The organism is Amycolatopsis thermalba (assembly GCF_003385215.1).
GTDB lineage: Bacteria > Actinomycetota > Actinomycetes > Mycobacteriales > Pseudonocardiaceae > Amycolatopsis_E > Amycolatopsis_E thermalba.
Genome location: NZ_PQHW01000143.1, coordinates 1 through 14,428, shown reverse-complemented (window position 1 = coordinate 14,428; position 14,428 = coordinate 1). Strand labels below are relative to the sequence as shown.

Here is a 14,428-nt window from a genome sequence, read left to right as displayed (position 1 = left end):
GTGGACGGCGGGGTCGTCGTGGGGGTGGCCGAGGTGGCAGGCGGCACCGTGGTCGTCGGTTGGGCGGTGGTCGTGGTGGCCGGGGCGGGCGCGGGCTGTGGCGCGGCCGGGGTTTCCGTGCCGCACCCGGCCAGGACCAGGGACAGTGCCGCGAGGGCGAGGATGTGGTGGCGCATGCACCATTGGTAGCCAACCTCGCGGCCGCCCGCGCCGCCGTTGTCCGGTTCCTGCCGTCCGCGAAGAGACGGTCACACGCGCGGGCGGCGCACCCGCCGCGGCTCGGGCTCCGGGACCTCCGGCTTCAGCGGCGACACCGCACCCGGGTTCGCCACCTGCCACACCTCGCGGTCGAGCGTCTCCGGCTCCGGCGGGGTGGCCGCCTTCCCGGACATCACCACGGGCCGGTAGCCGGCGGCGGCCGGGTCGGCGACCGCGGACCGGCCCCGCAGCCGCGCGGGAACACCCGGCGTCGCCTGGCCGGCGCGCGTGCGCCGCTCCTCCCCCACCGGTGACACGCCCGATCGGCGGCCGGTCGTCGAGGCGGTGGTTCCCGGGATCATCGGCGGCATCATCATCGGCGGGACCATCGCCCCGGCCGTGCCGGGCGTGGCCGGTTTCGCCCCGCTCGCCAGGTCCGGCGGTTGCGGGGGCTGGGGCACCGGCGGCGCGCCGGTGAGCGGAACCGGGTGGGCGGCCCGCTCGATCCGGGCCGGCCCGGCCGCGGCACCCGCGGCCCCAGCGCCTCCGGCACCCGCGCCCCCGGACCCGATGCCTCCGGACCCGCCGCGCGGGCGTCTGGCGGCGGAACCGGACCGGGACCCGCCCGCCAGCCGGTGCGGCTCGGCCCGCCCGCCACGCGCGGGTGCACCCCCAGCGCCCGGCGCCGTCCGCCATCCGCCGGCCGGCACCGCGACCAGTCCCGGCATCGACACGCTCCCCGGCGGCAGCTGCGCGCCGGGCGGCCCAGGCGGTGCGGTGTCGCCGGTCAGCACGAACGCCGGCGGGGCGCAGCAGCCGGCGGGCTGGTCGCCCCCGGCCGCGGCCAGGACCGCCTCGGCGGCCGCGAGGAAGTACCGGTCCAGCTCGCCGAGATGGGCCGCCGCTTCGGCGTGGCCGGCCGCGGTGCCCTGCTCCACCGTCCCGGCGACCTTGCCCCGGGTCAGCAGGAGCTGGGCGGCGAGGTCGTCGAGCGCGACCCAGGGCCGGGCGGCCGTGATCCGTCCGAGCACCTCGTCGACCGCGGCCCGGCACCGCTGCGCCCGCGCGGCGAACTCCGTCCCGGTTGCGTCCGTCCACTCCGGACGCAACCGGTCCAGCTCGCGGCCCAGCGCGTCGGAGATGTCCCGCAGCTCGCGCGCCACGTCCCGCCACATCCGCGCGGCCTGCTCGACCCGCTCCAGGTGCGTGTGCGCCTCCACGTCGGCGAGCGCGAACTGCACCATGGCGGGCAGCTGTGAGTACTCCATCACTCCTCCACGAAGACGGACACGAACGCGCGCGCACCCGCGTGGTCACCGGCCTCGTAGTCCCGCGCCGCCGCGGCCGCCGCCTCCGCCAGCGCCCCCACCGCCTCGCGGGTCTCCAGCAGGAACCGCGCGAGCGCCAGGGTGGCCACGGCGTCGGCGGCGGCGAACGTCCCGCACGCCTGCATGCCACCGGCGCACGGAGCCGGGCCGGGCGGCTCGGCCACCGCGGCCGGCTCCAGCGTCCCGATCCGCGTGGCGAACTCGCGCATCGCCTCCGGGTTTCCGTCCAGCGCCTCACACATGAGCTCTCCGTTCACCGGTCGTCCTTGGCGAGCCAGGCCAGCTGCACCAGCCGCGGCGCGTGCCGCCGCCCGGTCAGCCACGCCCGGCCGGGCGGCAGCAGCTCCGGTTTCAGCCCGCCGAGCAGCGGCCCCTCGTCCTTGTCCCCGGACATCAGCAGCCCGGGTGAGCCGACGTCGCGCAGCCGGGACAGGAACGGTTCGAACAGCGCCCGGCTCGCGCCGCCGGTGCGGCGCGCCAGCACGACGTGCAGGCCGATGTCGCGCCCCTGGGACAACAGGTCCACCAGCGGCAGGAACGGGTTGTCGGTCTGGCTGACGACCAGGTCGTAGTCGTCGATCAGGACGAACAGCTCCGGGCCACGCCACCAGCCGCGGTCCCGCAGCTGCTCCGGGGTCACGTCCGGGCCGGGCAGCCGCACCCGCATCTCCTCGGCCACCTGCCGCATCAGCCCGCCGGTCGTCTCCCGGTCGGTGCCGTACCCGATGAGGTGCTCGGAGGCGACGTCGCCGAGCAGGCCGCGCCGGTGGTCGACGATGATCAGCCGCGCCCCGCTGGGTTCGTAGGCGTCGGTGATCGCGCGGGCCACCGAGCGCAGGAACGTCGTCTTGCCCGCCTCGGTGTCGCCGAACAGCACCACGTGCGGGTCGGCGCCGAAGTCCAGGTGGACCGTGCCGAAGTCGTGTTCGGCCAGGCCCACCGCCAGCCGGTGCGCCGCCGCGTCGTGCTCGCCGGCGAGCTGCGCGTAGGGCAGCTGCGCGGGCAACAGCCGCACGGGCGGCGCGGGCGGGCCGGACCAGGCGGCGGCCACCGTGTCCACCAGCGCACGCACGCCGTCGCCGAGGTCGGCCGGATCGTCGCTGCCGTCGATGCGGGGCAGCGCGATCAGCATCTGGTGCCTGCTCGTGGTGACCCCGCGGCCCGGCGCGTCCTCGGGCACCTTGATGGCCGAGGCGCGGTCGACCATGCTGTCGATCGGATCGCCGATGCGCAGTTCCAGCTTGCTGCCGAACAGGTCGCGGATGTTCATCCGCAGGTCGAACATCCGGGCGGCGGAGACGATCACGTGGACGCCGTAGGACAGCCCGCGCGCGGCGATGTCGGTCACCGCCGCCTCCAGGTCCTCGAACTCGCCGCGCAGCGTGGACCACCCGTCGACGACGAGGAACACATCACCCCACGGGTCGGTGGTCCCGCGCCGCCGCCGGTAGGCCGGCATGCCGTCGATCTCCTCCTCGGCGAAGGCGCGCTCGCGCCGCGCGATCAGGGTGCGCAGCTCGGCGATGGTGCGCCGCACCGCGCCCGGGTTCTGCCTGCCCGCGACCCCGCCGACGTGCGGGAGGCCACGGATCGAGGACAACGTCCCGCCGCCGAAGTCCAGGCAGTAGAACTGGACCTCGCGCGGGGTGTGGGTCAGCGCGAGGCTGGTGATGATCGTGCGCAGCGCGGTGCTCTTGCCCGACCGCGGCCCGCCGATCACCAGCACGTGGCCCGCCGCGCCGGACAGGTCGAGCACGAGCGGGTCGCGGCGCTGCTCCAGCGGGCGGTCGGTGATCCCGATGACGGCCTGCAGCGCGCCCGCGAGCCGTTCGTGCGAGCCGAATCCGCGGTCGTCGCGGTGGCTCAGGCCGGGCAGCAGCCCGTCGAGGGTGGGTGATTCGGCCAGCGGGGGCAGCCACACCTGGTGGGCGGGGGTGCCGCGGCCGCGCATGCGCTCGACGAGGATGTCCAGCAGGCTCTCGCCGACCGCGTCGTCCTCGTCCGGGGTCTCCGCGGCGGTGTCGGCGGGCAGCGCGGGCGCCAGGTACTGGGTGGTGTACTCCAGCAGGTCGAGCACGTCGTCGTCGCCGTGCTCGGCCGTCCCCGCGGCCGGGGCGCGGTGCACCCCGGAGACGTAGGCCGAGCGGAACCGCACCATGGATTCGTTGTCGCACTTGAGGAACCCGTGCCCGGGTGCGCGCGGGAGCTTGAACGCGTCGCCGGCGCCGAGGACCGTCCGGCTCTCCATCTCGGAGAACGTGCGCAGCCCGATCCGGTACGACAGGTGGGTTTCCAGGCCGCGCAGGCGGCCCTCCTCCAGCCGCTGACTGGCCAGCAGCAGGTGCACGCCGAGCGACCGGCCGACGCGTCCGATCTGGACGAACATGTCGATGAAGTCGGGCTTGGCCGACAGCAGCTCGCTGAACTCGTCGCAGATCACCAGCAGGGTCGGCACCTCGGGCAGCGGCGCGCCGGTGGCGCGGGCGCGTTCGTACTCGCGCAGCGAGGCGAAGTTCCCGGCCGCGCGCAGCAGTTCCTGCCTGCGCAGCAGCTCGCCGTTGATCGCGTCGGTCATGCGGTCCACCAGGTGCAGCTCGTCGGCGAGGTTGGTGATGACCGCGCTGGTGTGCGGGAGCTCGTCGAGCGTGGCGAAGGTGGCGCCGCCCTTGAAGTCGACGAGCGCGAAGTTGAGCGAGCTGGGCGGGTGCGCCACCGCGAGCGCGAGCACGATGGTGCGCAGCAGCTCGCTCTTGCCGGAGCCGGTGGCGCCGATCAGCAGCCCGTGCGGTCCCATGCCGTCCTGCGCCGACTCCTTGAGGTCCAGCTCGACCGGGGTGCCGTCGGTGGCGATACCGAACCGGATCCGCAGCCGGTCGCGGGTCGGGCGCTGCACCCAGGTGGCGCCGGGGTCGAACGCGCGGGGGTCGCCGATGTCGAGCAGCTCGGCCAGGTCGAGATCGGTGCTCAGGGGCTGCTCACCGCGCCCGGCCGCGGTGGCGCGCAGCGGCGCGAGCTGCCGGGCGATCGCCTCCGCCGCCGGGATGTCGAGGGCGTCGGCGTGGCCCAGCTCGACCGTGCCGTCGATGGTTTCGCCGGACAGCGCGCCGTCCGCCGCGACGTGCAGGACGATGGTCGCCGGGTCCAGGGCGCGCGGCGGCGGGGTGCGCAGGTCGACGAGCGTGACGCCGTCGAGGCCGCCGTCGGCCATCAGCTGGTCCGAGCCCGCGGTGGACCCGCCGTCGAGCACGACCACGACGTGCGGGAGGGCCTCGCGGTCGTCGAAGGCGGGGTCGAACCGCTTCCGCTCGCCGATCAGGTCGTCGATCATCGCCTCGATCGACACGATCGAGGTGGCCACCAGCCGCAGCGGGCCCGCCGCGTCGGTCCGCTCCGGGTGCAGGGCGTGCGGCAGCCACTTGAGCCAGTCCCACGCCGGCTGCGCGGTGTGCGCGGGGCAGGCCGCGATCCGCAGGTCGTCCGGCGACTGCAGCGACGCCAGCTGCACCAGCACATCCCGCACCAGCGCCGCGCCGCGGGCGGGGTCGCCGGTGACGTGGATGCGGCTGAACCCGTTGACGGCCATGGCCAGCGGCAGCCCGGGCACGGCGGTGTAGGTGGTGAGGAAGCGGCGGAGCGCGAGCGCGGACAGCGGTTCCAGCTGCTCCAGGGGTTTGGCCTCCGGTGGCACCAGGGTCATCGCGGGGCGTTGCGGGCCGGTGCCGATGCGGGCGACGCCGAAGTCCGCGTCGAGCGGGCGCCGTTCCCACAGCCGGTGGCTGGCGACGAGGGTCAGCAGGGACTCCGGTTCCGGGTGCAGGTAGACCATGGCGTCGCGCTGCTGGTGGATGGCGCGGGTCAGCCGCAGCCGGTGCTGGCCGAGGTGGCGGAGGTAGGCCCGGCGTTCCTGGGCCATCTCGCGTTTGCCGGGGCCGGCGGAGTTGAGCAGCGACACGGCGATCATGCCGAGCATGCCGACGCCGAACAGCCCGAAGACGACCAGCCGCAGCACCCCCGAGCCGCGCCCGAAACTGCCGGTGAACAGCAGCATCATCGCCGCCATCATGGCGATCATCGGGATCACCATCAGCACCTGCGTCCACTGGCGGCCCGCCGGGCGCGGGATCTCCGGCGGCGCGTCGAGGATCAGCTCACCCGAGGGCTGCTCCGGCGCGGGACGGCGAACCGGCCTGCGCACGACGACGGTCCCCATCGCGTCTCCCCTCTCGCTGGTGGACACCGATCATCCCCGGGACCGGCTCCGACGCGGACGGTGATGGCAGGAACGTGCCGCCGCCGGTCGGGCCGGGCCTGCGCCAGTGACCGCCAGGAAGAACTCCCGGAAGCGGGCGAACCGGTCGATCTCCTCATCGGCCGGCCACAGCAGGGTGGGAGCCCACCGGGCTCGTCGTGGGTCCGCCGACAGCCCCGGGCCAGCGCTTCGTTGGCGAGCCGGGCGTGCTCGCGCATCTCGGCCATCTGCTGGGTGTGGACCGCCTGTTCCCCGCGGCCGGCCGCGCCGGCCGCTTCGGGTGGCCTGGCTGCCGGGCTCTCTGTGCCACGAGCCGTCCAGGTCGCCCGCAGCGCGGTGCGCGGCATCGCGGCCGGGTGGCAGGAACGTGCCGCGGCGCCGCACGCGTGTCCAGCGGCCGGCGATGCTGGGCCCATGGAGCTGCCGACCATCGACCACGAGGCCCGCCGCGCCAGTTACCGGCGGCTGCGTGACGACCTGCTGGAGATCCGGGCCCGGATCGCCGACGTCACCGCCACCGCCGACTCGCCGGACGGCCTGATCAGCGCGACGGTCGCCGGCCGGGGCGAGCTGACCGAGCTGCACCTCGACCCGCGCCTCTTCCGGTCGCCCGACTCGAAGGCGCTCGCCGCGTCCATTCTGGACACGATCCGGGACGCCGTGGACGACAGCCGCGAGCAGATCACCGAGATCACCCGGGAGTACCTGCCGCCCGGCGCGCCTGGCAGGAACGTGCCGCGCCCGCCCGTCGGCGGCCGTGCCCGGCCTAGCGTCGGGGGCGGCGAAAGCCGCGGAAACGGAAGGAGAATCCAGTGACCGGTAACGGTCTGTTGGACGCCAACACCGAAACCCTCAGCAGGGTGGTGCAGATGGCGGCCGTGGTGGTCCAGGAAATCGAATCGCAGCGCGGGAAGCTCGACGGGGAGGTGAACGCCGTGATTCCCGCGCAGTGGAGCATGGATCAGTCGCAGTCGCTGGTCGCGGCCCACAAGAAGTGGGACGCGGCGATCCGCAACCTGTGCGAGAAGCTGCAGAAGCTGGGCGAGGACACCCAGTTCGCGGTGAACGACTACATGGACGTCGACCAGCAGGGCGCCCGGTGCTTCAACGGCGCCGGCGACGGCGGGTCCGGGTTCGGCGGCTCCGGCCTCGGATCCGGGTCGGGCTTCGGCGGCGGCGCCTCGGGCGCCGGTGACGGCTCGTCCGGCCAGACCTACGCGTTCGCCGGCGTGCTGCGCGCCCTGTGACCGGGCACCACACAACGGAAAGGAGTTGACTCGTGACCCGTAAACTCGCGATGTTCGGTGCGCTGGACGGCCTGTCGTCCAGCATGAACGGCTGTGTGCAGGGCGTGCAGCAGTCGATCGATTCCTGGCGTCAGGCCTCCGGGATGGGCGAGAGCGACTGGCTCGACGCGGCCGGCGGGCAGTTCGCCGAGATCAGCAGGGCCTGCCAGCAGGTGATGGCCGCGGGCCAGGAACTGCTGCAGGCGATGAACCAGGGCGTCCAGACCTGCAACCAGGAGAACATGGGCGCGGTGCAGCGCTCGTGTGCCCGGCTGGGTGCCTGAGCCACGAACGTGATGTCCCGGTGCGCACCACGCGCACCGGGACATCCGTACCGAGGAGCCTGACATGGGTGAGGCAACATCCGGCGGTGGCGGCACCGCGACGGCACCGCGGAACGACGCGCCCGCGAGCACCCCGGAGTCTGCCGAGACGCGGCAGGGCGCGGGCGAGCAGAACGGGGGCTCGCCCCCGGCCGGCGAACCGGCATCGGACAGACCGGCGGCCGAGAACACCCCGGCCGGCGAGAACACACCGGGTGCCGAACAGCGGGACAGCACCGGCCGTCCGGACGAGTCCACTGTGGACGGCGCGGAGAAGACCGGTGGGGTCGCGGGAGACATCCTCACGGACGTGCCGCCCCCGGACCCGCAACCGGTGCAAGCCGCGCACGACGGGTGGGCACCCGTCGCCGAGCGAGCGGACCAGACCGGCGAGGAAGCCCGGGCCGGGACGCGGGAGCTGCCCGGCGCCTGGCGGGACGGCAGCGGCGCCGCCATGTCCGAGCGCGCCGAGTCCACCCTGCGGGAGACCGACGAGGTCGCTCAGGACGCGCGGACCGTGACCGGCACCTTGGCGACCATCCGGGACGACTACGCGCGCACCCGTACCGACATGGAGAACGTGGCACGGCAGGCGGACACCGACGCGGGGCTCGCCCACGCGACGATGGGCCCCGGCCCGGAGACCGACCTCGCCACCGAGCGGGTCAAGCAGACCGCACGCGAGACGAACCTGCGGCTGCGCACCGAGACCGCGCGGAACGCGGACGCGGCCTGGGCGAACGTCCGCCTCGCCGGAGCGGAGCAACCGCCCGGAACCGGGGACGCCGGTCAACCGGCGCCGGAACCCGGCGGCCCCGTCCCGGACGCCGCCCGCGAACTCGACGACGCCCAGCGCGCGCTCGACCAGGCTGCCCGCTCCGACGTCGTCGCGAACCTCCCCACCCCGCCCACGGACGAGGAACTGCTGCGCGGCTACCAGACCGGGGACGACAGGATGTTGCCGATCCTGGGCGAAAAGCTCACCCCCAGCGAGCTGTGGGCGAGCACGAGGGAGGACATCACCGGCATCCCGCTCCTCGACGCGATGGTCGTGAACCCGCAGAACACGATCCGCCACCTCGGCGTCAAGGAGGAGGCCGAGACCGCCGGCGAGCAGAGCTTCCCGGATCCGGACGGCCCCGGACCCGAGGGCGGCCGCGCGGGCACCGGCGAAAACCACCGCGACGCGTTCCGCCACGCCTACTGGAACGCGCTGATGACCAGGGAGTTCGGCGAGAACTCGGCTGAGCAGGTCGGCACCGGGCACGAGCGGCGGCCCGAAGACCCGGTCGACAAGCAGCCCCCGCTGTTCGCGGAACGGCAGGAGGCGATGGACCTGTACAACAACTCGATCGGCCGCCGGATCGCGACGGAGCTGGGGCCGCAGGCCACGGACGCGGACGTCCGGGCCGTGATCGAGCAGGCGATCCGCGACGGGAAACTGGTCGTGTTCAACCAGGATCACACCGGCCTCGTGCCCAGCGGCGGCGCGGAGGACTTCCCGCGGTGAGGGTCTCCGGCGGCGTGCGGGCGTGGATCGTCCGCACGCCGCTGTGCCGTGCTCACTGTCCACGGCCGGGTCCGGCCGGGCGTCCCCCAGGCCCGCGGGCCCACGGGGCCCGGTTGCCGACCAGCTCGCGCCGCTCCTGCGCGAGCTGGTCGCCAGTACGCGTCGATCTCCTCCGGGCGGTGATGGCCGGAACCGGTCACCGTCCACTGTGCCCCTCCCGCGGCCACGACACTGGAGCACCGAGACTCCGAGCAGATCGGCGACGGTTCAGGGGAGTGCAAAGGTGCCCGAGTCATCAGGAAACGGCGGCAACCCACCGGCCGGGGCCGCACCGGCGCCCGCCGAGGGCGCACCCGCGGAATCGGCCAAGACCGCACCGGCCGAGCCCGCGCCGGCGGAGCAAACCCACGACGCACCGGCGGAACCTGCCGAGCAGGCACCGGCGGACTCGGCCGAGCAGGCACCGGCGGATTCGGCCGAGCCCGCGTCCGCACCGGCCGCGGATCGGGAAGAACCCCGGACCGAGCCGGACCAGCAGGCGCCATCACGCAACGACAACTCCGCCCCGGGCGACACTCCCGGCGGTGAACTCGGCAAGCGCGTCTTCGGCGAGAACCCGCTGTCCGACGCCGACACCGGCGCGATGACCGAGGCCGGCGACCAGGCGACGCGGACCGCGGAGAACCTGCGTGGCACCGCCGAGGACACCACCCGCGCGACCGGCGAGGCGGACTGGCGTGACCCGGCGGGGCAACAGCACGCCGAGCAGGTCAACGCCCAGGCCGCCGACGCCGCCGCGCTCGGCGACGGCATGGACGCGCTCGGCCGGTACCTCGGCGAAGGCGCCCGGATCCAGGACGGCGTCCGCTCGACGCGGGTGGGCGAGGTCGACCAGGACAACCCGGTCTACGAACTGGCGGGCGCGACCCTGCCCCCGCCGGAGAGCGACGCCACCCAGAACCGCGTGGCCCGCGACGCGATCACCCGCGACCGCGAGCTGATCGACCAGGGCACGGAACTGATGCGCCGGGCAGGCGAACAGGTCATGCACGGCACCGAGCAGGCGTTCGGGGCGCTGCGCGAACCGACCGAGCAGGTCAGCCAGGCCCTCCGGGAACAGGGCTGGAGCGTCACGCCGGTCCAGTACGAACGGGGACCGGTGGAGCGCCCGCACCGGCTGGAAACCACCGTCGCGGAAGGGAAGAACGGGTGGCGGGAGCGCTTGTACGGGGCGAACAAGACGGGCGACAACGCCGAGCGCAGCAAGCTGACCGATCCGTCTGCGGTCGTGAACTACGACGCGGTGCGGGACGCGTCCATCCAGCTCGATTCCGGGCAGCGCAACCTGGAACTCGCCGGCAAGGACGTGCCCGTGCACGTCACGGCCGACGCCACGGCGTGGCGCAGCGACCAGTTGCCGAACCAGGGCGGGTGGTACACCGAGTACCTGGACACGCCGACCCCCAAGGCGGGCCGCTTCGAAGGCAAGGCCGCGTGGGGAGCCGGATCGTCGCTGGTCGGGCGCGCCACCGTCGGCGACGTGACCGTGGTCGGTGACGTCACCGCCTCGGTGGGCCTGGAGGGCAAGGCGAAACTCGACGTGGGACCGCGGTTCTTCGGTGGTGAGCTCGGCGGTTCGGTCGGGGTGCGGGCCGGTGCCGGCGGGTTCGCCGAGTACGGCGGGATCGGCGTGGGTGGCCGCGCCGAACGGATCCTCGGGCTCGGGCTCGAGGGTGGCGTCAGCTTCGGGGTGAACGAGAACAACCAGTGGGTGGTCGGCGGCAAGATCGGCGCCGCGCTCGGGATCGGCGGGAAGGTGGAGGGGCACATCGTCATCGATCCGGAGCGGGCGGGCCGGACGCTGGCCGATCTGGGATCGGCGATCGCCGAGGGCTTCCGCAACCCCGGCCCCGCGATCCCCTCCCCCACCTTCTACTAGCGCGCCGAGGAGCCCACCGTGTTCACCAGCATGCCGTTCCCCGTCGGATTCGCCGTACCGCCCGGCTGGCGGCCCCCGGAGCCGGCGGAGACCGGATCGCCACTGGGGACGGTCGCCTGCGTGCGGTCCGAACCGGACGCCGTCATCGCGGCCGGCGGCGGCTTCCGGCCCGGCGACGCGAGCCTGGCCGAGATCGCCGGCGAGTCCGTGCGCGACCTGCGCGAGTCCGGCGCCACCGTCGACGTGCTGCAGCACACCGCGGTCGGCACGGCCGGCGCACCCGGGCTCGCGCAGGTCCTGCTCGTCCGCGCGCCGGCCGCGGCGGAGGTCGTCCACTGCCAGGCGTTCCTCGCGCTGCACGACACCGAGGACCACGGCAAACGCGCGGTGCTGCGGTTCGTGATGGCCACGACCAGCGCCGCGGCCCCGGAGCTGGCGGAGGACTTTCGGCAGTTCCTCGGCTCCATCCGGCCGGGCAGCGATCAGGAGGACAGGGAGACCCCATGACCGACCACGCACGACTGCGCGCGGAACTGCTCGAGACCCGCACCCGCATCGCGGCCATCGAGGTGACCGCGGACTCCCCCGACGGACTGGTCAGCGTCACGGTGGCCGGGCGGGGCGAGCTGCGGGAGCTGTACCTGGACCCGCGGATCTACCGGGCGGCCGACCCGAAGGCGCTCGGCAGATCCATTGTGGACACGGTGCGGGACGCGGTCGAGCAGTCGCGGCGGCAGCTGTTCGAGATCGTCCGCCGCTACCTGCCGCCCGGCGCGAAGTACGAGCACACCGACGTGCACACCGATCCCTTCATCACCCAGCTGGACAAGAAGATCGAGGAGTGTGGCGATGGCCGACTATGACATGGACCCGGACGCCGTGACCCGCAGCATCAACCAGCTGCGCGCCGCCGGGGAGAACTTCGCCTCCGCGTGGGCGAACCACAAGCAGGCGATCCAGGCGGCGCAGGGCCGCTTCGGCACCGACGTGCTCGCGCAGGCGTTCCTGGAGAAGTACCTGCCGATCGCGGAGAAGCTGACCGCCAGGGCCGACGCCATTCCCGGCAGCTACACCCGCCTGTGCGACGACGCGATGGGCTGCGTGGCCGACTACCTGGCGGCGGAGCAGCAGGGCACGGGCTCGGTGCGGCGGCTCACCGGCACGGGTGACGAACCGTCATGAGGACGATCGGCCTGACGACGGCCGCCGCGATCGCGGCGGCCGTCGTCGTCTGTCCGGGGGGCGCCGCGGCCGCGCCGCCGCCGGGCGCCTGCGGCAGCGATCCCGCGCCGGCGAGCCCGGTCGTCACCGAGCTGCCGTGGGCGCAGAAGACGCTGGACTTCCGCGCCGTGCACGAGCACGCCACCGGGGCCGGGGTGGTGGTCGCCGTGGTGGACTCCGGGGTGGACGCCGACCACCCGCAGCTGCGGCAGCCCGGGAAGGTGCTGCCCGGCCAGGATTTCTTCCTCGTCGGCGACCTGCCCGGCGGGTTCGACTGCGTCTCCCACGGCACGGGGGTGGCCAGCATCATCGCGGCCGCGCCGGTCGCCGGCGCCGGGTTCACCGGGCTCGCGCCGGACGCGGTGATCCTGCCGGTCCGGATCAGCGAGAGCGACGGCGGCACCGAGGGCATCGACCCGGAGGTGCTCGCCAGGGGGATCTGGTACGCCGCCGACGCGGGCGCCGACGTGATCAACCTGTCCGTCGCGGGCGGCGTGGACGACCCCTTCGTGCGGGACGCGATCCGGCACGCGGTGGAGCGGGACGTGGTCGTGGTGGCGGCGGTGGGCAACGGGCAGGAGGGCACGGCACCGGGCCCGGTGACGTATCCGGCGGGCTACGACGGGGTGCTCGGGGTCGGCGCGGTGGACATGGCCGGGGTGCGGCTGGCGAGTTCCCAGGTCGGGCCGCAGGTGGATGTGGTGGCGCCGGGGGCGAGCGTGCTGTGCGCGGCCCGGGTGGACGGGCACCAGTACCGCGACGGCACCAGTTTCGCCGCGCCGTTCGTGGCCGCGACGGCGGCGCTGGTGCGGTCGGTGCGGCCGGATCTGCCGGCGGCGGAGGTGGCCGAGCGGATCCTGGCCACCGCCACGCCGTCGCCGGGTGGCGGGGCCTACGGCGCCGGGATGGTGAACCCGTACCGGGCGCTGACGGACGTGCTCGTGGACGCCCCGCCGGCCGCGTTGCCTGCCGTGCCACGCCCGGAGCCGGACCCGGCCCAGGTGCGGCTGTCGGCGTGGTGGGCGGGCAGCACGTCGGACGCGCGGATGTTCGCGGTGCTGACCGTGGTGGTCGCCGGAGTGGGGGCGGTGGTGGCGCGGGTGCTGGTGCGCGGCCGCCGGACGGGCTGGCGCGCACGGCGGGCGGAGCTGCCCCCGGCGGAGCCCGCGCGGGACGAGCTGCCGGAGGAGATGTTCCTGGTGCCACCCCCACCGGCGGACCGCTGAGGGGGACGGCACAAAGCCCGGCCGGGCCGCCCGGCCGGGCTTCGCGCTGCCCGCGCTCGGCCGAGTGCGGGTCGGATTCACGAGGCTGCACGGCCGGCCGGGTTCTTCCGGCCACTTCTGCCGAGCGCGAGCGGGTTCTTCCGGCCACTCTGCCGAGCACGGCCGGGTTCTTCCGGCCACTCTGCCGAGCACGGCCGGGTTCTTCCGGCCACTCTGCCGAGCGCGAGCGGGTTCTTCCGGCCCGAAGCCCGGGGCCGGCCGGTTCTTCCACCCACACTGCCGGCCGGGTTCTTCCGCCGGGCTCGTCCCGGCCGGTTCTTCCACCTGCACTGCCCGCGAGGTCCTTCCGGCCGGGTTCGTCCCGCCGGGCTCTTCCCGCGGGGGTTCCTTCCCCCAGCGCTCTTCCCCCCGGCTCTCCCCCGGCGCGCTTCCCCCCCGGCGCTCCCTCCACGCACCTCAGGCCGTGCCGGAACAGCCCCGCCGCCAAGAGGACATCAGTGGCCCCGGTGCCCGCCGCCGCTCAGTGCAGTACCGCCGCCGGGTCCAGGGTGCTTCCCAGCGGGACCCGGCTCACGATGCCCGCCGGGAGGCGCACCGGCGTGGCCTCCCCGTACCCGAGCACCCCCAGCACCGCCCGGTCCGCCAGCGCGTGCGCCCGCCCCTGGTCCGTCACCAGCAGCACCGTCCCGGCGTAGGCGCCCGCGCTCGGCATCGCCTCGATCAGGGCCGCCCGGCCGGGCTCGACGTACACCCGGTCGGCCATCGGCATCCCGAGCGCGCTCCGGCCCGGCGTTGCCATCGCCGCGACGGCCGGCATCCGCGGATCCACATGCATCACCGGCGCCACCGCCCCGGGTTCGTACGTCGCGCAGAGCGTGTCGCCGCCCACGAACCCGGGGCGTTCCCTCGGCGCGGCGCCCGGCCCGGCGTCACCGGCGGGCGCGATGCGCGCCTCCGCCGCCTCGGCCGGGCCCAGCGGGATCCCCACCGGCTGACCGCCCCCGTACGCCTGCCGCGTCGCCGGGTCCGCCCGCTGGATGTCGTACTGCAGCGGCGAAATCGGCCGCAGCCGGTCGGCCTCGGCGAGGTAGTGCTCCCGGCTGCCCGCGGTGTCCAGGACGAGCAGCTGCCCGGCCCGGATGTCCGCC

At 74.7% G+C, this 14,428-nt stretch carries 13 protein-coding genes; 9 read left to right on the top strand and 4 right to left on the bottom strand.

Annotation, left to right across the window (positions count from 1 at the left end):
- Positions 1-248: 248 nt before the first annotated feature.
- From D0D15_RS33015 to eccCa, 3 genes are read right to left on the bottom strand one after another with little or no spacing between them, the layout of a single operon-like run.
- Positions 249-1,466 carry a hypothetical protein gene (locus tag D0D15_RS33015; protein ID WP_094005446.1) on the bottom strand — a complete coding sequence of 406 codons (1,218 nt, stop codon included), beginning with the start codon at positions 1,464-1,466 and terminating at the stop codon, positions 249-251.
- The gene (locus D0D15_RS33010) at positions 1,466-1,783 is read right to left on the bottom strand and encodes a hypothetical protein (RefSeq protein WP_233157254.1); all 318 of its coding nucleotides are present in this window, start codon (positions 1,781-1,783) and stop codon (positions 1,466-1,468) included. The genes D0D15_RS33015 and D0D15_RS33010 overlap by 1 nt, the downstream gene beginning before the upstream one ends.
- Positions 1,780-5,736, bottom strand: coding sequence for a type VII secretion protein EccCa (eccCa, locus tag D0D15_RS33005; protein ID WP_115945012.1), 3,957 nt, complete (start codon positions 5,734-5,736; stop codon positions 1,780-1,782). The genes D0D15_RS33010 and eccCa overlap by 4 nt, the downstream gene beginning before the upstream one ends.
- Before the next feature lie 453 nt (positions 5,737-6,189).
- On the opposite strand from eccCa, the gene D0D15_RS33000 reads away from it, so the two are divergent.
- The 9 genes from D0D15_RS33000 (at position 6,190) to D0D15_RS32960 (ending at position 13,280) form a co-directional block, all read left to right on the top strand.
- Positions 6,190-6,591, top strand: a complete 402-nt coding sequence (locus D0D15_RS33000) for a YbaB/EbfC family nucleoid-associated protein (protein ID WP_094005443.1) — start codon at positions 6,190-6,192, stop codon at positions 6,589-6,591.
- Complete coding sequence (locus D0D15_RS32995; RefSeq protein ID WP_094005442.1) at positions 6,588-7,022, top strand: WXG100 family type VII secretion target; 435 nt, start codon at positions 6,588-6,590, stop codon at positions 7,020-7,022. The genes D0D15_RS33000 and D0D15_RS32995 overlap by 4 nt, the downstream gene beginning before the upstream one ends.
- A gap of 32 nt (positions 7,023-7,054) precedes the next feature.
- Positions 7,055-7,345 carry a hypothetical protein gene (locus D0D15_RS32990; protein ID WP_233157253.1) on the top strand — a complete coding sequence of 97 codons (291 nt, stop codon included), beginning with the start codon at positions 7,055-7,057 and terminating at the stop codon, positions 7,343-7,345.
- Positions 7,346-7,409: 64 nt separating this feature from the next.
- The gene (locus D0D15_RS32985) at positions 7,410-8,894 is read left to right on the top strand and encodes a DUF6973 domain-containing protein (RefSeq protein WP_094005440.1); all 1,485 of its coding nucleotides are present in this window, start codon (positions 7,410-7,412) and stop codon (positions 8,892-8,894) included.
- A 283-nt stretch (positions 8,895-9,177) separates the two neighbouring features.
- The gene (locus tag D0D15_RS32980) at positions 9,178-10,833 is read left to right on the top strand and encodes a hypothetical protein (protein ID WP_094005439.1); all 1,656 of its coding nucleotides are present in this window, start codon (positions 9,178-9,180) and stop codon (positions 10,831-10,833) included.
- An 18-nt stretch (positions 10,834-10,851) separates the two neighbouring features.
- The gene (locus D0D15_RS32975; RefSeq protein WP_094005438.1) at positions 10,852-11,340 is read left to right on the top strand and encodes a hypothetical protein; all 489 of its coding nucleotides are present in this window, start codon (positions 10,852-10,854) and stop codon (positions 11,338-11,340) included.
- On the top strand, positions 11,337-11,696 hold the full coding sequence (locus D0D15_RS32970) for a YbaB/EbfC family nucleoid-associated protein (RefSeq protein WP_094005437.1): 360 nt from the start codon (positions 11,337-11,339) through the stop codon (positions 11,694-11,696). Before D0D15_RS32975 ends, D0D15_RS32970 begins: the two co-directional genes overlap by 4 nt.
- Positions 11,683-12,015 (top strand): hypothetical protein, encoded by a 333-nt coding sequence (locus D0D15_RS32965; RefSeq protein ID WP_094005436.1) that lies wholly within the window; start codon positions 11,683-11,685, stop codon positions 12,013-12,015. The genes D0D15_RS32970 and D0D15_RS32965 overlap by 14 nt, the downstream gene beginning before the upstream one ends.
- Positions 12,012-13,280: a S8 family serine peptidase gene (locus D0D15_RS32960; protein WP_167481605.1), complete on the top strand. Its 1,269-nt coding sequence runs from the start codon at positions 12,012-12,014 to the stop codon at positions 13,278-13,280. Before D0D15_RS32965 ends, D0D15_RS32960 begins: the two co-directional genes overlap by 4 nt.
- 520 nt (positions 13,281-13,800) lie before the next feature.
- Here the strand turns inward: D0D15_RS32960 and D0D15_RS32955 are convergent.
- A partial coding sequence (locus tag D0D15_RS32955) for a type VII secretion protein EccB (RefSeq protein WP_208646207.1) occupies positions 13,801-14,428 on the bottom strand: 628 nt, incomplete at its 5' end.